This is a genomic window from Streptomyces sp. NPDC046866 (assembly GCF_040704625.1).
GTDB lineage: Bacteria > Actinomycetota > Actinomycetes > Streptomycetales > Streptomycetaceae > Streptomyces.
Genome location: NZ_JBEYXN010000005.1, coordinates 35,824 through 55,259, shown reverse-complemented (window position 1 = coordinate 55,259; position 19,436 = coordinate 35,824). Strand labels below are relative to the sequence as shown.

15 protein-coding genes, 1 tRNA gene and 1 pseudogene are annotated in these 19,436 nt (G+C 73.3%); 8 read left to right on the top strand and 9 right to left on the bottom strand.

What is annotated here, in order from left to right; all coding sequences use genetic code 11:
* Positions 1 to 166: 166 nt before the first annotated feature.
* Complete coding sequence (locus AB0953_RS10385; RefSeq protein ID WP_366858993.1) at positions 167 to 1,552, top strand: NAD(P)/FAD-dependent oxidoreductase; 1,386 nt, start codon at positions 167 to 169, stop codon at positions 1,550 to 1,552.
* A gap of 185 nt (positions 1,553 to 1,737) precedes the next feature.
* Positions 1,738 to 3,075 (top strand): cyclopropane-fatty-acyl-phospholipid synthase family protein, encoded by a 1,338-nt coding sequence (locus AB0953_RS10380; RefSeq protein ID WP_366858992.1) that lies wholly within the window; start codon positions 1,738 to 1,740, stop codon positions 3,073 to 3,075.
* Positions 3,076 to 3,155: 80 nt separating this feature from the next.
* Here AB0953_RS10380 and AB0953_RS10375 read toward each other — a convergent pair whose 3' ends face one another.
* Together AB0953_RS10375 and AB0953_RS10370 are read right to left on the bottom strand one after the other, a co-directional pair.
* Positions 3,156 to 5,708, bottom strand: a complete 2,553-nt coding sequence (locus AB0953_RS10375) for an FtsX-like permease family protein (RefSeq protein WP_366858991.1) — start codon at positions 5,706 to 5,708, stop codon at positions 3,156 to 3,158.
* Positions 5,709 to 5,851: 143 nt separating this feature from the next.
* Positions 5,852 to 6,616, bottom strand: a complete 765-nt coding sequence (locus tag AB0953_RS10370; RefSeq protein ID WP_366859201.1) for an ABC transporter ATP-binding protein — start codon at positions 6,614 to 6,616, stop codon at positions 5,852 to 5,854.
* Positions 6,617 to 7,078: 462 nt separating this feature from the next.
* Here AB0953_RS10370 and AB0953_RS10365 point away from each other — a divergent pair.
* Both AB0953_RS10365 and AB0953_RS10360 read left to right on the top strand, forming a co-directional pair.
* Positions 7,079 to 7,160: transfer RNA gene (locus tag AB0953_RS10365), tRNA-Leu, on the top strand.
* Between the two features lie 225 nt (positions 7,161 to 7,385).
* Positions 7,386 to 8,234 carry a Bax inhibitor-1/YccA family protein gene (locus tag AB0953_RS10360; RefSeq protein ID WP_366858990.1) on the top strand — a complete coding sequence of 283 codons (849 nt, stop codon included), beginning with the start codon at positions 7,386 to 7,388 and terminating at the stop codon, positions 8,232 to 8,234.
* Between the two features lie 173 nt (positions 8,235 to 8,407).
* Here the strand turns inward: AB0953_RS10360 and AB0953_RS10355 are convergent, their stop codons facing one another.
* Positions 8,408 to 8,638: a DUF4287 domain-containing protein gene (locus tag AB0953_RS10355; protein ID WP_366858989.1), complete on the bottom strand. Its 231-nt coding sequence runs from the start codon at positions 8,636 to 8,638 to the stop codon at positions 8,408 to 8,410.
* Positions 8,639 to 8,738: 100 nt separating this feature from the next.
* On the opposite strand from AB0953_RS10355, the gene AB0953_RS10350 reads away from it, so the two are divergent.
* Complete coding sequence (locus AB0953_RS10350) at positions 8,739 to 9,104, top strand: hypothetical protein (RefSeq protein WP_366858988.1); 366 nt, start codon at positions 8,739 to 8,741, stop codon at positions 9,102 to 9,104.
* Here AB0953_RS10350 and AB0953_RS10345 read toward each other — a convergent pair.
* The 3 genes from AB0953_RS10345 to AB0953_RS10335 all read right to left on the bottom strand — a co-directional run bounded on the left by AB0953_RS10345 (position 9,088) and on the right by AB0953_RS10335 (position 12,808).
* Complete coding sequence (locus AB0953_RS10345; protein WP_366859199.1) at positions 9,088 to 9,897, bottom strand: hypothetical protein; 810 nt, start codon at positions 9,895 to 9,897, stop codon at positions 9,088 to 9,090. The two genes, AB0953_RS10350 and AB0953_RS10345, sit on opposite strands and share 17 nt — an antisense overlap.
* A gap of 441 nt (positions 9,898 to 10,338) precedes the next feature.
* Positions 10,339 to 11,559, bottom strand: coding sequence for an acetyl-CoA C-acetyltransferase (locus AB0953_RS10340; protein WP_366858987.1), 1,221 nt, complete (start codon positions 11,557 to 11,559; stop codon positions 10,339 to 10,341).
* Between the two features lie 217 nt (positions 11,560 to 11,776).
* Positions 11,777 to 12,808 (bottom strand): SGNH/GDSL hydrolase family protein, encoded by a 1,032-nt coding sequence (locus tag AB0953_RS10335; RefSeq protein ID WP_366858986.1) that lies wholly within the window; start codon positions 12,806 to 12,808, stop codon positions 11,777 to 11,779.
* A gap of 125 nt (positions 12,809 to 12,933) precedes the next feature.
* Here AB0953_RS10335 and AB0953_RS10330 point away from each other — a divergent pair, with 125 nt between their 5' ends.
* Entirely contained in the window at positions 12,934 to 14,319 is a 1,386-nt protein-coding gene (locus AB0953_RS10330) for a cystathionine beta-synthase (RefSeq protein WP_366859198.1), read from the top strand.
* A gap of 379 nt (positions 14,320 to 14,698) precedes the next feature.
* Here the strand turns inward: AB0953_RS10330 and AB0953_RS10325 are convergent.
* Positions 14,699 to 15,017, bottom strand: a pseudogene (locus AB0953_RS10325) (hypothetical protein); the annotation flags it as partial.
* Positions 15,018 to 15,159: 142 nt separating this feature from the next.
* Between AB0953_RS10325 and AB0953_RS10320 the strand changes: the two are divergent.
* Entirely contained in the window at positions 15,160 to 16,005 is an 846-nt protein-coding gene (locus tag AB0953_RS10320; RefSeq protein WP_366858985.1) for a MurR/RpiR family transcriptional regulator, read from the top strand.
* A 15-nt stretch (positions 16,006 to 16,020) separates the two neighbouring features.
* Here the strand turns inward: AB0953_RS10320 and AB0953_RS10315 are convergent, their stop codons facing one another.
* Positions 16,021 to 17,172: an FAD-dependent oxidoreductase gene (locus AB0953_RS10315; RefSeq protein WP_366858984.1), complete on the bottom strand. Its 1,152-nt coding sequence runs from the start codon at positions 17,170 to 17,172 to the stop codon at positions 16,021 to 16,023.
* A 103-nt stretch (positions 17,173 to 17,275) separates the two neighbouring features.
* On the opposite strand from AB0953_RS10315, the gene AB0953_RS10310 reads away from it, so the two are divergent.
* Entirely contained in the window at positions 17,276 to 17,860 is a 585-nt protein-coding gene (locus tag AB0953_RS10310; RefSeq protein ID WP_366858983.1) for a TetR family transcriptional regulator, read from the top strand.
* Positions 17,861 to 17,927: 67 nt separating this feature from the next.
* Here AB0953_RS10310 and AB0953_RS10305 read toward each other — a convergent pair whose 3' ends face one another.
* The gene (locus AB0953_RS10305) at positions 17,928 to 19,361 is read right to left on the bottom strand and encodes a diaminopimelate decarboxylase (protein ID WP_366858982.1); all 1,434 of its coding nucleotides are present in this window, start codon (positions 19,359 to 19,361) and stop codon (positions 17,928 to 17,930) included.
* Positions 19,362 to 19,436 lie beyond the last annotated feature (75 nt).

The window sequence follows — 19,436 nt, the reverse complement described above, 5'->3', positions numbered from 1 at the left end:
CCTGGAGGCCAGTTCAGGGCGGGTGAACAACGAATCCGGCTACCCCGTGGTTCCCGATCGGGGCCATGACCTCCGTCACGTGGGCGGCGCAGTGTAGCAGAGGCCCTCCGGCTTCTTGTGAAGGGGCTCACGAGCATCACCCCTGGGGGTGCTGGATACTCGTTCCATGAGCACCACGGAGCGTCCCAGGATCCTCGTTGTAGGAGGTGGGTACGTAGGCCTGTACGCAGCCAAGCGCATCATGAAGAAGATGCGCTACGGCGAGGCGACCGTCACGGTCGTCGACCCGCGCTCGTACATGACCTACCAGCCCTTCCTCCCCGAAGTGGCCGCAGGCAGCATCTCGCCTCGGCACGTCGTCGTCCCGCTGCGACGCGTGCTGCCCAAGGCTGAGGTTCTCACCGGCCGGGTCACCAGCATCGACCAGGACCGCAAGGTCGCCGTCGTCACGCCGCTCGTCGGCGAGGCGTACGAGCTGCCCTTCGACTACCTGGTGATCGCGCTCGGCGCCATCTCCCGCACCTTCCCGATCCCCGGCCTCGCCGAACAGGGCATCGGCATGAAGGGCGTCGAGGAGGGCATCGGCCTGCGCAACCACGTCCTCGAGCAGCTCGACAAGGCCGAGTCCACGACGGACGAGAACGTCCGCCGCAAGGCCCTCACCTTCGTCTTCATCGGCGGCGGCTTCGCCGGCGCCGAGACGATCGGCGAGGTCGAGGACATGGCCCGCGACGCCGCGAAGTACTACTCCACGATCAAGCGCGAGGACATGCGCTTCATCCTGGTCGACGCGGCCGACAAGATCCTCCCCGAGGTCGGGCCCAAGCTCGGCACCTGGGGCAAGGAGCACCTCGAGTCCCGCGGCATCGAGATCTACCTCGGCACCTCCATGGACTCCTGCGTCGACGGCCACGTGGTGCTGAAGAACGGCCTCGAGGTCGACTCCAACACCATCGTGTGGACCGCGGGCGTCAAGCCCAACCCGGCGCTGGCCCGCTACGGCCTGCCGCTCGGCCCGCGCGGCCACGTCGACACCGCCCCGACCCTCCAGGTCCAGGGCACCGACTACATCTGGGCCGCCGGCGACAACGCCCAGGTCCCGGACGTCGCCGCCCGCAAGGCCGGCGTCGAGAACGCCTGGTGCCCGCCGAACGCCCAGCACGCGCTGCGCCAGGCCAAGGTCCTCGGCGACAACGTGGTCTCCGGCATGCGGGGCTTCCCGCAGAAGGAGTACTCGCACTCCAACAAGGGTGCGGTGGCGGGCCTCGGCCTCCACAAGGGCGTGGCGATGATCGTCATGGGCAAGATGAAGATCAAGCTCAAGGGCCGCCTCGCCTGGTACATGCACCGTGGCTACCACGGCATGGCCATGCCGACCTGGAACCGCAAGATCCGCGTCTTCGCGGACTGGACCCTCGGCATGTTCCTCAAGCGCGAAGTCGTCTCCCTCGGTGCTCTGGAGACCCCGCGCGAGGAGTTCTACGAGGCCGCCAAGCCGGCCCCGGCTCCGGCCGCCGCGGCCGCGCCCGCCGAGAAGGCCAAGGCCTCCTGACCCGGGCCTGACCGAAGGCACGCAGTACGCCCCGAAGGGGCCGCCCGCCATCCGTGGTGCGGGCGGCCCCTTCGGCGTTCCCGCGCGTTCCTCCTCGCCGCGCCCCCCCGCGCGCTCCTCCCGCAGATTGGCCGGGGACGGATCTGGGTATGCCGTTCCGCCGGATCGTTTCTGGAGGTGCCGAGATGACCGACGCCGCGCCGCGGCTGGCCGCTGTGGCCGAGACCCTGCTGGGCGCCCCGCTGCCCGTCCGGATCCGGGCCTGGGACGGCAGCGAGGCCGGGCCGCCCGGCGGCCCCGTTCTGGTGCTGGCCCACCGGCGCGCCCTGCGCCGGATGCTGTGGCGGCCGGGCGAACTGGGCCTGGCCCGCGCCTGGGTGGCCGGGGACCTCACCGTCGACGGCGACCTGTACGCCCTGCTGGACCGGGTCTCCGGACTGCTCTGGGAGCGGGGGGCCGACGCCGCCCCCGAACCCCGCCCGCACCCGTCCCGGCGGGCCGCCGGCGCAGCCGGGACCGCCGCGCTGCTGCGCGACCCCGCCGCGCGGGCCGCCGTACGCGAACTGGTCGCGCTGGCCCGGCCGCTGCCGCCGCCCGCGCCGCCCGCCGAGGAGGCCCTCCGCCGCGGCGGGCCGCTGCACACCCGCAGCCGTGACAAGCAGGCGATCAGCCACCACTACGACGTGGGCAACGAGTTCTACGAACGGGTCCTCGGCCCGTCGATGGTGTACTCCTGCGCCTACTGGAGCCCCGGCGGCACCCTGGAGGAGGCGCAGCGCGACAAGCTCGACCTGGTCTGCCGCAAGCTGGCCCTCGCGCCCGGCGCCCGGCTCCTCGACGTGGGCTGCGGCTGGGGCTCCATGGCGCTGCACGCGGCCCGCGAGTACGGGGCGAAGGTCACCGGCATCACGCTCTCGAGCGAGCAGGCCGCGTTCGCCCTCAAGCAGGTCGCGGAGGAGGGCCTGGCGGACCGGGTCGAGATCCGCATCCAGGACTACCGGGACGTCAAGGACGGTCCGTACGACGCCATTTCGTCCATCGGGATGGCCGAACACGTCGGCGCCGAGCGCTACCGCGAGTACGCCCGCCTCCTGTACGGGCTGCTGCGCCCCGGCGGCAGGCTGCTGAACCACCAGATCGCCCGCCGGCCCGAGCCGGACGAAGCGGCCTACCGCGTCGACGAGTTCATCGACGCCTACGTCTTCCCCGACGGCGAGCTCGCGCCGCTCGGTACGACCGTCGGCGAGCTGGAGCGGGCCGGGTTCGAGGTCCGCGACGTGGAGGCGCTGCGCGAGCACTACGCGCTGACCCTGCGGGCCTGGGTGGCGCGGCTGGAGGAGCACTGGGAGGACGCCGTACGGCTGACCTCGCCCGGGCGGGCCCGGGTGTGGCTGCTGTACATGGCCGCCTCGGCGCTGGGCTTCGAGCGGGGCCGCCTCGGCGTCAACCAGGTCCTCGCCGTCCGGTCCGGCCCGGACGGGGCCTCGGACCTGCCGCTGCGGCTGCGCACCTGGGGCGCGTAGCCGCCGTACCCGCACGCGGGAAGGGCCCCGGGGCGGCTGCCCCGGGGCCCTTGTGCCGCGTCCGGCGTCCTGACCCGCCGCTACTCGGTCTTGATGGCCGTCAGCATGTTCAGCTTCGCCGCGCTGCGCGCCGGCCACAGGGCGGCCAGGACGCCGACCACGGCGGCCAGCAGCAGGAAGACGCCGATCCGGTCGAACGGGACCACCAGCTCGTAGTTCGGGATCGTGGTCTTGAGGGTGCGGCCCAGCGCCCAGGCGAGGAAGGTGCCGAGGCCGACGCCGAGCACCGCGCCGAAGAGGGAGATGACCACGGCCTCCAGGCGGATCATGTTCTTGACCCGGCCCCGGTCCAGGCCGACCGCGCGGAGCATGCCGATCTCCTGGGTCCGCTCGAAGACCGACATCGCGAGGGTGTTGACGACGCCGAGGACCGAGATCACCAGGGCCATGCCGAGCAGGCCGTACATCACGTTCAGCATCGTGTTGATGATGCCGCCCATCGTGTTGCGGATGTCCTGCTTGTTCTCGATCTTGATGGCGGGGTTGTCGCCGAGGGCGTCGATGACCTTCTGCTCGTCGGCCCGGGACTCGCCGCCGGCCATCTTCACGAAGACCTGGCGGATCTGCGGCTTCTCGCCGGCCTCGACCGGGATCTGCCGGGCGTCCAGGACGTACGGGGAGACCAGCTCGCTCTCCTCGAAGACCGCCGCGACCTTCAGGGACTTCTTGGCGCCGCCGTCGAAGGAGGCCTCGACCGTGCTGCCGACCGAGAGGCCGGCCTTCTTCGCGGTCTTGTCGGCGACGGCGACCTGGCCCTGGGCGAGGCCGGCGACGGAGCCGCTGACCACCTTGAAGTTGACCACCTTGTCCAGGGCGGCGGGGTTCACGCCCGAGGCGGAGTGGAAGGTGCCGTCGGCGCCCTTGAAGTAGGCGGACTGCTGGCCGGAGACGGCCGCCACGCCGGGGGTCTTCTCCAGGGCGGTCAGGACCGAGGGGTCCAGGTCGCCGCCGCCGGCCATGGAGAGCACGTAGTCGGCGCGGAGCTGGTCCGTGGTGGAGCGGTCGACGGCCTTGCCGACGGTCACGCCGAGCACGGTCAGGCCGGTGACCAGGGTGAGGCCGATGGTCAGCATGCCGGCGGTGACACCGGTGCGGCGCGGGTTGCGGACCGCGTTGCGGGCGGCCAGGTTGCCGGCGACGCCGAAGACGCGGGTCAGCAGCGGCCGTACGACGGCGATCAGCGGGCGCGACAGCATCGGGATCAGCACGGCCACGCCGATGAGGGTGAAGAACGCGCCGCCGCCGATGATCCAGCGGCCGGTCTCGCCGCCCTTGGAGGAGCCCATCACGATCAGGCCGGAGCCGATCGCGGTCAGGACGCCGCCGAAGCTGTTCAGCACCACCAGGGACTTTCCGCTCTGCGGCAGGTGCGCGCTGCCCATGGCGGCCACCGGAGGGATCTTGGAGGTGCGGCGGGCGGGCAGCCAGGCGGCGAGGACGGTGACGACCAGGCCCACGACGAGCGCGGTGACCACGGCGGTCGGGGAGACGACCAGCGGGCCGGCCGGGATCTTGGCGCCGAAGCCGTCCATGGCGGAGCGCAGGGCGGCGGCGAGGGCCACGCCGAAGCCGAGGCCGAGGACGGAGGCGATGACGCCGACGAGCAGGGACTCGCTCAGGACGGACCGGCGGACCTGGCTGCGGGTGGCGCCGACGGCGCGCAGCAGGGCCAGTTCCTTGGTGCGCTGGGCGACCAGCATGGTGAAGGTGTTGTAGATGAGGAAGACGCTGACGAAGAGCGCGATGAAGCCGAAGCCGAGCAGGCCGGTCTTCATGCCGTCCATGCCCTTCTCGATGTCCTTGGCGTTGCGTTCGGCCAGGGCGGCGCCGGTCTCGGCCTTGGCGTGCTTGCCGACGACCGGGGTGACCTCCGCGAGCAGCTTCGCGGCGTCGGCGCCGGGCTTGGCGGCGACGGCGAGCTCGGAGTAGTAGCCGGGGGCGAGGTAGAGCTCCTGGGCGACCTTGGCCTCGAAGAGCACGAGCGAGCCGCCGGCGTTGACCGCGCCGTCCTCGGTGGTGAAGACACCGGCGAGGGTGTACTCCTTGACCGGGCCGTTGGTGGCCACGCGGACCTTGTCGCCGACGGAGTAGCCGCCGGCCCGGGCGGAGGCCTTGTCCAGGGCGATCTCGTCGGCCTTGGCCGGGCCGTGGCCCGCGGTGAAGGCGTAGCGGGGGTCCTTGCCGTCCTTGGCGGGGGCGAAGTTGGCGCCCTGGTTGGCCCAGCCGGTGCCGATCAGCTTGCCGCGCCGGTCGGGGACGCCGGCGAAGCCGGAGACCCGGCCGGCGACGGAGTCGACCCCGTCCAGCCGGGCGACCTTGTCGAGGGTCTGCTGGCTGATGCCGGGCTCGCCCTCCTCCTTCGCCCCGTCCTCGGTGCGGCCGGGGCCGAACTGGGTGACGGAGACGGCGACCCCGTCGTAGCTCTTGCGGGACTGGTCGGACAGCGCCTTGCTGACGGTGTCGGTGAAGACGAACGTGCCGGAGACGAAGGCGACGCCGAGCATGACGGCGAGGACCGTCATCAGCAGCCTGGCCTTGTGCGCGAGCACGTTGCGCAGGGCGGTACGGAACATGGGAATCCAGAAGTCGTGGTGGTCCGCCGGTGCGGCGGGGCGACGGTGCGGCGGGGCGCGGGGGCGGTCGTGCGGGGGCGGCCGGCCGGCCGGCTCGGCGGCCCGGTCGGGCGGGTCGGCTCGGCGCGGCCGGTGTCAGGGACTCAGCTGGTGCGGCCCTTGGCGTCGAAGGCCTTCATGCGGTCGAGCACCCCGTCGGCGCTCGGGCGGAGCATCTCGTCGACGATGCGGCCGTCGGCGAGGAAGATGACGCGGTCGGCGTAGGAGGCGGCCACCGGGTCGTGGGTGACCATGACGACGGTCTGGCCGAGTTCGCGCACGGAGTTGCGCAGGAAGCCGAGGACCTCCGCACCCGAGCGGGAGTCGAGGTTTCCGGTGGGCTCGTCACCGAAGATGATCTCGGGTCGGGAGGCCAGGGCGCGGGCGACCGCGACGCGCTGCTGCTGGCCGCCGGAGAGCTGGGTGGGGCGGTGGCCGAGGCGGCCGGAGAGGCCGACCATCTCGATGACGGTGTCGAGCCACTGCCGGTCGGGCTTGCGGCCCGCGATGTCCATCGGGAGGGTGATGTTCTCCAGGGCCGTGAGGGTCGGCAGTAGGTTGAACGCCTGGAAGATGAAGCCGATCTTGTCGCGGCGCAGCCGGGTGAGCTGCTTGTCCTTCAGGCTGCCGAGCTCCGTGTCGCCGATGCGGACCGAGCCGGAGCTGAAGGTGTCCAGGCCGGCGACGCAGTGCATGAGCGTGGACTTGCCGGAGCCCGAGGGGCCCATGATCGCGGTGAACTGGCCCTGGCCGAAGTCCACGGACACGTTGTCGAGGGCGACCACCCGGGTCTCGCCCTGGCCGTACACCTTGGAGAGGCCGGTGGCCCGGGCGGCCACGGCCTGGGCGGTGTGCGGGGCGTAGTTCATGGTGGTCACGGGGGGACTCCTCGGGCTGCGGACGGCCACTGCGGTCTGCGGATCGGCGGGACCCTTCCATCGTCACCGCGCCCACGGGGGCGGGGGATCAGCCGAGGTGCCCGTTCGTCGGCCCACTGGAGTCTGACCGCGGGGCGGCGCTCATACGCCTCTGGTATGACACGGCCCCGGAGACGGGGCCCGGACCGGCCGCGGCGGACCGGGGGTGGCCGGGGTGGCCCGGGGTGGCGCGCGGGGTGGCGGGCGGGGTGGCGCGGGCCATCGAAATCCCGTCATTCCCTTTTCGGGGGTGAGCTCGGCCGTCAGGGTGCCGACCGCGCCTTCTCGTCCTGACGGACCCTCAAGCGCCAATAAAATCAGACAACATCGGATCAAGGACCCGCCCCCGACCTGGGCGTTCCCGATAGTCTCGACATGGCGTCCGGTGCTTTTCCGCGGGGGCCGCCCCGTCCTGCCCGGATGGTGGAATGCAGACACGGCGAGCTTAAACCTCGCTGGCCTTCAGGTCGTGCCGGTTCAAGTCCGGCTCCGGGCACTCTTCACCACGGCCGATCCGCCTGGCACCCCGGGAGTTCGGCCTTTTCCATGCCCGGGGGCACCCGGCCGCGCGCCCCGAGTCCCGCGCCGCGACGCGCCCCGCGATGCCCCCCTGCGCTTTTCCGGGGGTTCTCCTAAGATCCTCCTCCAGCAGTAGGGTGCTTTTTTTGCGAACGCATTACCCTTGACGCAAGGCCGCGCTCGGCGGCCATGGAGGAGTGAGATGAGGAGCAGCAACCCGGTCTTCTCGCGACGGGGGTTCAGCCGCGACAACGGTGCCCACGCGGGCTTCGACATGCAGTACCAGCAGGCCGGGGCGAACCCGTACGCGACGAATCCTTACGCCACCGAACCGACCACCGGCATGCCGCAGGCTCCGGCGCGCGCCGGAGCGATGACCATCGACGACGTCGTGAGCCGTACGGCCATGACGCTCGGCACGGTCGTCCTGACCGCGACGCTCGCCTGGATCGCCCTGCCCGTCGACCCGGCGAACATCAACAAGTCGTACGGCATCGCGATCGCCGCCGCGCTCGTCGCGATGGTCCTGGGCCTCGTCCAGACCTTCAAGCGCAAGCCCTCCCCGGCGATCATCCTGGGCTACGCCGCCTTCGAGGGCTTCTTCCTCGGCGTCATCAGCTCGGCGACCAGCACCTACATCGGCGCCGGCGTGGTCGTCCAGGCCGTGCTCGGCACCATGTGCGTCTTCGCCGCGGTGCTCTTCGCGTACAAGATGCGCTGGATCCGCGTCACGCGCCGCTTCTACGGCTTCGTGATGGCCGCCGCCATGGGCTTCATGCTGCTCATGGTCGCCAACCTGCTGTTCTCGCTCTTCGCGGGCGGCGACGGCCTCGGCTTCCGCAGCGGCGGCCTCGGCATCCTGTTCGGCGTCATCGGCGTGGTCCTCGGCGCCGCCTTCCTCGCCCTGGACTTCAAGCAGGTCGAGGACGGCGTCACCTACGGCGCCCCGCGCGAGGAGGCCTGGCTGGCGGCCTTCGGCCTCACCATGACCCTGGTGTGGATCTACCTGGAGCTGCTGCGCCTGTTCCAGATCCTCTCCGGCGACGACTAGTCCCGGCGGCGGTCGGCAACGGTCGACCGGTCAACCGGTCAGGGGAAGGCCCCGCGAGCACACCGCTCGCGGGGCCTTCCCGCGTTCGTGGACGGGTACGGATCGGGGGCGGAGGGGTCGGGATCGGGGTCGGAACGGGCGCGCGGGGTGCGCGCGGCGTGCGGGGGGCGGGCTCAGCCGAACTTGCGGGCGGCCCGGCGCAGGTCGTACTCGTGGATGATCGCCTTGGCCTGGCCGTACGACAGCTCGTGCGCGCCGCGCAGCCAGCTGACCTTCTCCTCGAACCGGACGAGGGAGGGGCCCTCGTCCACGGTCCGGAGCCAGTCGGCGAGGTCACGACCGGTGGTCAGGGGGATTCTGTCGATCATGTTGCGGTGCGTCTGCTCCGAGAACTCTACGGACATGGGCGCCTCCGGAAGGTTGCCGTGCTGTTCTCTTCACGTCACCGTGCCGGAGAGTTCGCCCGTTGGCAATGGTGCCGGGGCGGCGCGTAAGGTCGGCCGGGTGCTCGATACCTCACCCCTGACCGCCGTCGTCGAACGCTTCGCCGACCGGCTGCGGGCCATGCCGCAGAGCCGCCTGCAGCAGGGTGCCGCCGCCGAGGCCCTCCAACTGGCCCGGGAGCTGTCGGCGCGCGCCCAGCGGCTGGAAGCGCCCGCGGGGGCGGCTCCGGCGCGCACGATGCCCGACGCGGGGGTCTTCGTCGTCGGCGACCAGGTGGCGGTCGCCGGAGCCGACCTCGCCGAGGCGCTGCGCACCGCGGACGCCTCGGACGTCCGGGCCGCCTCGGACACGGCGACGGCCCCGTCCGAGATGCTGGACGAGGCCGTGGCGCTGGTGGAGCAGGCGGAGGTCAGAGCGACGCGATGACCCGGTCCGCGAGGATGTAGACGTTGTTGTCGGGGTCCTGGGCGTCGCCGCCGCAGGAGAACGTCAGCGCGTACGCGCCCGAGATGCCCGAGCCGCCCAGCAGGACCGGCGCGGTGCCCGAGCGCAGGGCCTCGGCGAGGCGCTCCGCGGTCTCCCGGTGGCCGGGGGTCATGCACAGCGTGGTGCCGTCGGTGAAGACGTACACGTCGAGGGTGCCCAGCGGGCCCGGGCGGACGTCCGCGAGGGCCGTACGGGCCTCAGCGAGCTCCTCCAGCCGGCTCACCGTGCGCTCGTGGTCGACACCGGCCGGGGCTGGCTGGGCCGGGACGAAGTCGGGGTGCGAGGGGTGGCGGCGGCGTGCGGCGGCCAGCTCGGGGGAGTCCTCGGGGTACTCGTCGGTGTCCTCGCCGAGCACCGGCTCCAGACCCACCAGGTCCGCCTGCCGCGGCAGGAAGACGGCCGGGCCGTCCTCGCCCATGCCCGGCAGCCCGCCCAGCAGGGACGGGGCGTCCGCGGCGTCCCGGGCCTCCTGGGCGGCCCAGAAGGCCCGCGCCTCGGCGAGCTCGCGCTCGCGCTCCTCGGCGAGGGCCTCGGCCACGGCGGCCCGTATCTCGGCGGCGGGGGACTCGACGGCGTGCCGGGCGTGCGGGACGCCCGCGCCGCGGGACTGGGCCGGCACGGCCAGCTCGCCGCGCAGGGCCGCGACCTGCTTGCGGAGGCCGTGGACGGCGTGCAGCGCAGCAGCGCCCAGGGCCGCGGCGACGGCCGTGGTCAGCAGCAGGGCAAGAGACATGGCGCTCACTGACTAACTCCTGATTTGACTCGATCCCCCGACTTCCTACATCAGAGTGTGCTGACCTGGGAATGGCGTGCAGTGCATTACGTCACGAAATGGACAGGGCTTTCGTCACACCGGAGACCGGTCGATCCGGCCTGACCTGGGCAAACAACAATCCCCCAGGAGAAAGGTCACATCCTGGGGGAGATTCGGTCACAGGTCGGCCGCGGGGGGATTGGATCCGGCGTCAACAGGCCGCAAGGCATCCCTCGGATCCCTTGCGGCACACGGCCCCGGAGCCCCTGCGGGCAGGTGCCGCCCTCGTACCTCGGGCGACCCCTACCCTCCGCTGCGGCTCAGCTCAGCCGCTCGCTTTGTTGGTCGCGCTGAGCCTCGCCTGCGCTACGGGCAGGTGCCGCCCTCGTGCCTCGGGCGACCCCTACCCTCCGCTGCGGCTCAGCTCAGCCGCTCGATGACCATCGCCATGCCCTGGCCGCCGCCGACGCACATCGTCTCGAGGCCGAACTGCTTGTCGTGGAACTGGAGGCTGTTGATCAGGGTGCCGGTGATGCGGGCACCGGTCATCCCGAACGGGTGACCGACGGCGATGGCCCCGCCGTTGACGTTCAGCTTCTCCAGCGGGATCTCCAGGTCCCGGTACGACGGGATGACCTGGGCCGCGAAGGCCTCGTTGATCTCGAACAGGTCGATGTCGCCGACGGTCAGGCCGGCGCGCTTCAGGGCCTGCTTGGACGCCTCGACCGGGCCGAGGCCCATGATCTCGGGGGACAGGGCGGTCACGCCCGTGGAGACGATCCGGGCCAGCGGGGTCAGGCCCAGCTCCCGCGCCTTGGTGTCGCTCATGATGACCAGCGCGGCGGCGCCGTCGTTCAGCGGGCAGCAGTTGCCGGCCGTGACCAGGCCGTCGGGGCGGAAGACCGGCTTGAGGCCCGAGACGCCCTCCAGGGTGACGCCGGCGCGCGGGCCGTCGTCGGCGGAGACGACCGTGCCGTCGGGGGTGGTGACCGGGGTGATCTCGCGCGCCCAGAAGCCGTTCTTGATGGCCTGCTCGGCCAGGTTCTGGGAGCGGACGCCGAACTCGTCCATGTCCTGGCGGGTCACGCCCTTGAGGCGGGCCAGGTTCTCGGCCGTCTGGCCCATCGCGATGTACGCGTCCGGAACCAGGCCGTCCTCGCGCGGGTCGTGCCAGGTGGAGCCCTCGGACTGGGCCACCGCGGCGGTGCGGGCCTCGGCCTCGGCGAACAGCGGGTTGTGCGTGTCGGGCAGGCCGTCCGAGGTGCCCTTCACGGAGCGGGAAACGGTCTCCACGCCCGCGGAGATGAACACGTCGCCCTCGCCCGCCTTGATGGCGTGCAGCGCCATGCGGGAGGTCTGGAGCGAGGAGGAGCAGTAGCGGGTGATCGTGGTGCCGGGCAGGTAGTCCATGCCCATCTGCACCGCGACGATGCGGGCCAGGTTGTGGCCCTGCTCTCCGCCGGGGAGGCCGCAGCCGAGCATCAGGTCGTCGATCTCGCGCGGGTCCAGGCCGGGGACCTTGTCCAGGGCGGCCTGGATGACCGTCGCGGTGAGGTCGTCCGGGCGGACGTCCTTGAGGGACCCCTTGAAGGCGCGGCCGATCGGCGACCGGGCGGCGGAAACGATGACGGCTTCGGGCATCGGGGCTCCAGGAGGTGAGGTGCGGCTCGTTACGGACCGCAAGCGAAGTTACCGGCCCGTACGTTCAAGGTCACCGCTTGGGCGATGTGACGCCGATCGCTCCGCGCGGTCCGCGGCGCCCCGGCGCAGCATCCCGGGACGCCGCCCGGAACCCGTCAGGCCCCCGGAGGGGCGCACGCTTCGGCTGCGCGGACGGCCCGGGCCGGGGCCCGCCCCGTCAGGAGCCCGCGACCGGGGACTCCGCGACGCGGTCCGGGGCGGGGTGGTGGTCGGTGGGGACGCGCCGGCGGCGGCGGTACTTCAGGAGGGCCCACGGCCCGCGGGCGGCGGAGACCTCCGTGCCCGCCTGCCCGGCGGCGGCCGACGCGGCCTTGGCCACCGGCAGCACGTCCTCGTTCCGGGACACGTCCAGGCGGTCGGACTCCGGCCACAGCGACAGGGCCGCGCAGACCGTCGGCAGGATGGCCATCGCCGCCGTCGCGTACCCCTCGGCCGAGGGGTGGTACGAGTCCGGCCCGAACATCTCCCGCGGGTTCGCCGCGAACTCCGGCCCCAGCAGGTCGCCCATCGAGATCGTGCGGGCGCCCAGCGCGACCACCCCTATGGTCTGGGCGGCGGCCAGCTGCCGCGACACCCGCCGCGCCAGCCACCGCAGCGGCTGGTACACCGGCTCGATCGTGCCCAGGTCCGGGCAGGTCCCGACCACCACCTCGCACCCCGCCAGGCGGAGCCTGCGCACCGCCGACGTCAGGTACCGCACCGACTGCGTGGGCGGCATCCGCCGCGTCACGTCGTTGGCCCCGATCATGATCACGCAGACGTCCGGAGGAGGCCCGGAGCCGTCCAGCAGCAGCCCGGTCTGCCGGTCCAGGTCGTCCGACATGGCTCCGGACAGCGCCACATTGCGCAGCTCCACCGGCCGCTCCGCCACCGCCGCCAGCCCGGAGGCCAGCAGCGCGGCCGGGGTCTGTCTCGCCCGGTGCACGCCGAGCCCCGCGGCCGTGGAGTCGCCCATCATGGCGAGCCGCAGCGGCCCCGCCCCGGGATCACCCGGCTGCGAGCCGCCGAACTCGCTCCCGTACAGCCCGTCCGCGCGCGGCGGGTCCCCGAGCCCCGTACCCACCGTCCGCTTCGCGAACTGGACCTCGGCCAGCACCAGCCCGACGGCGGCGACCCCGACCAGTCCGAGCCCGCCTCCGCCGTACGCCGCCCCCGCCGCGATCCGGCGGGCCGTCCTTGCCCTGGACACCGTGCAAGCCACCTCCTGGTCTTGTTGACCTTCCTGCCCCGTACTGCCCGTCGGTCAATCCCTTTCCCGCTTACTCTGGCGGTGCCTCCCGGAGAACCCGTGGAGTCCTGTCCCTGGAGAACATGGTGCAATTCCACGACTCGATGATCAGCCTCGTCGGCAACACCCCGCTGGTGAAGCTCAACCGTGTGACCGAAGGCCTGCAGGCCACCGTCCTTGCCAAGGTCGAGTACTTCAACCCCGGCGGCTCCGTGAAGGACCGGATCGCCGTCCGGATGATCGAGGCCGCCGAGCAGAGCGGAGCCCTCAAGCCCGGTGGCACCATCGTGGAGCCGACCAGCGGCAACACGGGTGTAGGACTCGCCATCGTGGCCCAGCAGAAGGGCTACAAGTGCATCTTCGTGTGCCCCGACAAGGTGTCGCTCGACAAGATCAACGTGCTCCGTGCGTACGGCGCCGAGGTCGTGGTCTGCCCGACCGCCGTCGACCCGGAGCACCCCGACTCGTACTACAACGTGTCCGACCGCCTCGTCCGCGAGACGCCGGGCGCCTGGAAGCCCGACCAGTACAGCAACCCCAACAACCCCCGTTCGCACTACGAGACGACCGGTCCCGAGCTGTGGGAACAGACTGAGGGGAAGATCACCCACTTCGTCGCCGGCGTCGGCACCGGCGGCACCATCTCGGGCACCGGCAACTACCTGAAGGAGGTGTCCGGCGGCAAGGTCAAGGTCATCGGCGCCGACCCCGAGGGCTCGGTGTACTCCGGCGGCTCCGGCCGCCCGTACCTCGTCGAGGGCGTCGGCGAGGACTTCTGGCCGACCGCGTACGACCAGAACGTGGCCGACGAGATCATCGCGGTGTCCGACAAGGACTCCTTCCAGATGACCCGCCGGCTCGCCAAGGAGGAGGGCCTCCTCGTCGGCGGCTCCTGCGGCATGGCGGTCGTCGCCGCGCTGCGCGCCGCTCAGGACCTCGGTCCCGACGACGTGGTCGTCGTCCTCCTCCCGGACAGCGGCCGCGGCTACATGAGCAAGATCTTCTCCGACGAGTGGATGGCCGGCCACGGCTTCCTGGAGGAGGCGGGCCCCGCTGCGCGCATCGGCGACGTCCTCGCGGACAAGGAGGGCGACATGCCCTCGCTGGTGCACATGCACCCGGAGGAGACCGTCGGCGAGGCCATCGAGGTGCTGCGCGAGTACGGCGTCTCGCAGATGCCGGTCGTCAAGCCCGGCGCCGGCCACCCGGACGTGATGGCCGCCGAGGTCGTCGGCTCCGTGGTGGAGAAGGAGCTGCTGGCGGCGCTCTTCGCGCAGCGGGCCGCGCTCAGCGACCCGCTGGAGAAGCACATGAGCGCGCCGCTGCCGCAGGTCGGCTCCGGCGAGCCGGTCTCCGACCTGATGGCCGCGCTCGGCGAGGCCGACGCGGCGATCGTCCTGGTCGAGGGCAAGCCGACCGGTGTGGTGAGCCGCCAGGACCTGCTGGCGTTCCTCGCGAAGAACGCCAAGTAGTCCGCCGCGAGGGGGACGGGAGCGGCGTACGGAGGCCGGCTCCCGGCCCTTCGCGCAATCGGTACGGGCCCGTCACGTCGCGGCAGCACCGGCTTAACACGGCCGGGGCACAGTGGTGTGCACCGGCAGGGGCGAGGGCCCCGGCCGGCACCACCGAACGGCGTTGGCGTACCTCCGGAGCGGCTCCCGGACCGCGTGAACGCCCGTGGACGCGGACGGCCCTGACCCGGCCCGTGTCCCTCGCGGGGACCGCCGTCGTCCCGCCCCTCGCGCACCCGAGGGTGCGGCGGTCCCCGCGCTCATCCTTCGTGGCCCCCGCCCGGCCCCGGCCCCGCACCTGCGGGCACAGCCGTCCGCCGCCGCGCGCGTGGGCGAAGGCGACGCCGAGGATTCCCGCCCAGGCCACGACCAGGCCGGCCGGGCCCGCCTGCGCGGGCCCCGATCGCCGAGAGCGGGATCGCGAGCACGAGGGTGACCACCGCGAAGCCGAACCGCTCGCCGAAGCCGCCCTCCGGGGCCGGCGCGCCACCGCGGCCCCCGCGCGCGGCGGCCGACCGCTCCTCGGCCAGCCGGCGCCGGACCAGGGTGTCGACCTTGTCGACGAACGAGTCCACGAGCGCCGCCTCGTACTCCGGGCCGAGCCCGCGCCGGGCTTCGAGGGCCGCGTCGCATTCCTTCTTCAGCTCACGGGTCTCCATGCGGCCACGGCAGGAAGCGGCGGGGCGGGCGGGCACTGGGGCCGGCCCCCGTGTCTCGGGGACCGGGCCGCCGCTTGCCGTCCTGCATAAGCGCATGCAGAGTGCTCGGTGTCTGAATACGTACGGGGACGGAGGGGTCGGGATGAGCGACAGCCCGGCAGCACGGCTGCAGAAGCTGTTCGAGGGGCACCGGCTGACGCCCACCCAGCGGCGGATCGCCCACTGCATGGTGCGGGGGGCGACGGAGGTGCCCTTCCTGTCGAGCGTGGAGCTCGCCGAGCTGGCGGGGGTGAGCCAGCCGTCGGTGACGCGGTTCGCGGTGGCGCTCGGCTTCGACGGGTACCCGGCGCTGCGCCGGCACCTGCGGGAGGTGGCGCCGGCCGAGCGGGCCGAGGCCCCGCGGGAGGCCGCGGCGTACAACGAGTACCAGCAGGCCGTCCAGGGCGAGATCGAGAACCTGCGGCAGCTGGCCGAGATGCTCGCCGACCCGGCGCCGGTGGAGGAGGCGGGCCGGCTGCTGGCGGGCTCGCGCCCGCTGCCGGTGCTCGGCCTGCGGGCGGCGTCCTCGCAGGCGCGCGGGTTCGCGTACTTCGCCGCCAAGGTGCACCCGGACGTACGGCTGCTCGACGAGGGCGGCTCGATGCTCGCCGACCGGATCGACGCGGCCGCCGGGGCCGGGGCCTCGGCGCTGCTGTGCTTCGCGCTGCCGCGGCATCCGCGGGAGGTGGCGGAGGCGCTGGAGCACGCCAAGGGGGCGGGGCTGACGGTGGTGACGGTCGCTGAGTCGCCGTTCGCGCCGGTCGCGCGGTACTCGGACCTGCTGATCCCGGCGCCGGTCGGGACCGGGCTGGCCTTCGACACGGCGTGCGCGCCGATGCTGCTGGGGCGGGTGCTGCTGGAGGCCATGGCCGATGCGCTGCCGGATGCGCAGGCCCGGCTGGAGGCCTTCGACGCCCGGGCCGCGGCCCGGGGGCTGTTCGTCGAGTGACGGCGGGGCGGCCCCTCAGCGGTGGTTGAGCTCGGCCAGCTCGGCCGCGACCCGGTTGCACAGCAGGGGTACGCGGGAGAGCAGGCGCAGCCCGGTGTTGCGGGCCAGGCGCAGGACGGGGTTGCGGATGGTGGAGGCGCGGGTCATCCGGTCGGTCAGGGCCACCACGCGCAGGGCGACGGGCCGGCGGGCGGCCTCGTACGCGGCGGGGTCGCCGCTGGCGAGGGCGCGGCCGAGCGCGTAGCCGTCCTGGATGCCGGTGTTCATGCCCTGGCCGCCGGCCGGGCTGTGGACGTGCGCGGCGTCCCCCGCGAGCAGCAGCCGGCCGGAGCGGTAGCGGTCCGCCACGCGGTGGTGGATGCGGAAGCGGGACGACCAGACGACCTCGCGGACGGCGGCCTGGCCGGGGGCGAGCCGGTCCAGCAGGGCCTGGACGAAGGCGCGGTCCGGCTCGGCCGGGGCCGGCCCGGCGAGGCTCGAGACGACCCGGTAGCGGTCGCCGGGCAGCGGGGCCACGACGGTGGGGCCGACCGGGCCGAAGGACAGCGAGACCTCGCGGCGGCCGGGGGCCCAGTCCATGGCCACGTCGGCGAGGACGAACGAGGCGTCGTAGGACCCGCCGCTGAACGGGATCCCGGCGGCCTCGCGGACCACGCTGTGCATGCCGTCGGCGCCGACCGCGCGGGCGGCGCGCAGGGTCTCGCCGGTGGCGGTGGTGAGGGTGACGCCCTCGGCGTCCTGGACGGCGGCGGTGACCTCGTACGGCCGGTGCACGTCCTTGCCGAGGGCCCGCAGGCGCGCGAGGAGCACCGCCTCGGTCTCGTACTGGGGGACCATCAGCGCGTACGGGTGGGCGGTGCGGCTGCGCAGGCCGTCGAAGGAGAAGGCGGCGACGGGGCGGCCGCCGTCGCGCACCCGGAACCGGGAGACGGGCAGGCCGCGGGCGACCAGCTCCCCGGACAGGGCCCCGGTGGGGTCGAGCTCGTCCAGGACCTCCAGGGTGCGGGCGTGGACGACGGCGGCGCGGGAGGTGTTGGCCCCCTCGGCCTGGCGGTCGAGCAGGACGAAGTCCACGCCGGCCTCGGCGAGGGTGACGGCGAGGGCCAGGCCGGTGGGGCCGGCGCCGACGACGGCGACGTCGGTGCGGGTGGGGAGCGGGCTGGTCATGGTGTGCCTCCCGGAAGTCAACGGTTGTGGGCCAACGGTTGTTGACCCAGCGTGCCCCTGTCGGCTCTGGCATGTCAACACGTGTTGGCCTACATTCGTTGACATGAACCAGGGAGTGGGGACCGGAGCGGGATCGGGCGCGGGATCAGGGGCGCAGACCAAGGCGGCGATCCTGCGGGCCGCGCGCGAGCGCTTCGCCGCCCAGGGGTACGAGCGCACGACGATCCGCGGCGTCGCGGCCGACGCGGGCATCGACCCGTCGATGGTCATGCGGTACTTCGGCAGCAAGGAGAAGCTGTTCGACGCGGCGCTGGAGGTCGACCTGCGGCTGCCGGACCTCGCGGCCGTACCGGACCCGGAGCTGCCGGCCGCGCTGGTGCGGCACTTCGTGGAGCGGTGGGAGGGCGACCCGGCGGACGATGCGCTGCTGGTGCTGCTGCGGTCGGCGGTGACGAACGAGCGGGCGGCCGAGCGGATGCGGGGGGTGTTCGCGGAGCAGGTCGCTCCGGCGCTGGCCGCCGCCGTGGGGGCGGAGCGGGCCGCGCGGGCGGCCGGGCCGGTCGCCGCCCAGTTGCTGGGGCTGGCCCTGACCCGCTACCTCCTGCGGCTCCCGCCGGTGGCGGCCCTCTCCCCGGAAGCGGTGGTCGAGTCCCTCACCCCTGCGCTCCGCGCCACCCTGACCCCCTGACGCCCCGCGCGCCGCCCCCCCGGGCTCCGCCCGGCCCGGCGATCGAGGCGCGGGGGCCCGGCGGGGGTTACGGAAGGGCGTCGGGGGTGGCGGCGCCGGCCTCCGCGGCGATTTCGGAGAGGGTCTGGGCCCGGCGGGCCAGGGCGAAGCGGACCCCGCCCCCGGGGGTCGTGGTGAAGCCGTGGACCGCAGGCCGGGGCAGGCTGTTGTAGCCGTAGTGGGCGGTGAAGAAGTACGCCCCGGTGTCCGGGACCCCGATCAGGTCGCCGGGGGACAGCTCCGGCAGCTCCCGGGCCGTGGCCAGCAGGTCCCCGGCGAAGCAGGCCGGCCCGGCGATGTCCTGGGCGACGGGCGGGCCCGTCTTCGGGGCGCCCTTCGCGTCGTACGGCAGGATGCGCAGCGGCCACGCCGCCGGGGCGTACACCGTACGGGTGGCCAGCTGCACCCCCGCATGGGTGAGGGCGATGGGCCGGCCGCCCGTCGTCTTCGTGTACTCCACCCGCGACAGGATCAGGCCGTGCTTCGCCAGCAGGGAGCGGCCGAACTCCGTCACGAGGCCGTACGAGCCGTCGAACAGCCCAGGGACCGCCGCGCGCAGGGCGGCGACGTACTCCGCGTACGTCGGCGTGTGCGCGTCCGAGGCGAAGTTCACCGGCAGGCCGCCGCCGATGTCGAGCGTGTCGACCTGCCGCCGCCCGGCCGCCGCGTTGATCTCCTCGGCCAGCGCGTGCACCTCCCGCACGCCCTCGGCGATCAGCGGCAGCGGTACGCCCTGCGAGCCCGAGTGGGTGTGCAGCCGGGTCAGCCACGGCCGGTCCAGGTAGGCCCGTACCAGCCACTCCCGGGCCCCGGGATCCCGCAGCGCGATCCCGAACTTCGAGGTCGCCGTGGCCGTGGACAGGGCGTCGATGGCCCCCGCACCCGTCTGGGGGTTGACCCGTACGCCGATCGGGGAGGCGGGAGGGCCGGGCGGCCCGGCCGCGACCAGGGCGTCGAGCCGTTCCAGCTCCTGGCGGTTGTCGGCGTTGACGGCGATCCCGAGGGCGAGGGCCTCGCGCAGTTCGGCGACCGTCTTGGCGGGGGAGTCCAGGACGGTCCGCCCCGCCGGGACCCCCGCGGCCCGCGCCAGCGCCAGCTCGCCGGGGCTGGCCACCTCGCAGCCCAGCCCCGCGCCCGCGAGCAGCCGCAGCACCGGCACCAGCGGCGCGGCCTTGACCGCGAAGGCGTGCAGGACGGGCGTGCCGGGGGGCAGGGCGGCCGCGAACGCCTCGGTCAGGGCGGCGGCGGACTCCCGGATCCCCGCGGTGTCCAGCAGGCAGACCAGCGGCGGCGCCGCGTCCGCCCCGCCCACCAGCCCCTGCTCGACGGCGGCCCGTACGGCGAGGTCCCGCCGCTCGGCCGCGTCCGGCGCCCAAGCCACGCCCGGCGGCGCCCCCGCCGCGGCTCCGCCGGCCCGCTCGGCTCCGTCCGTCCTGCCGGTCCTGCCGGCCCTGTCAGCCATGTCTGACATCCCACCATCCGCCGCGCCGGCCCGCAGCTGTTGACTGAATCTATTCAGGCGGCGAGGATGTGAATG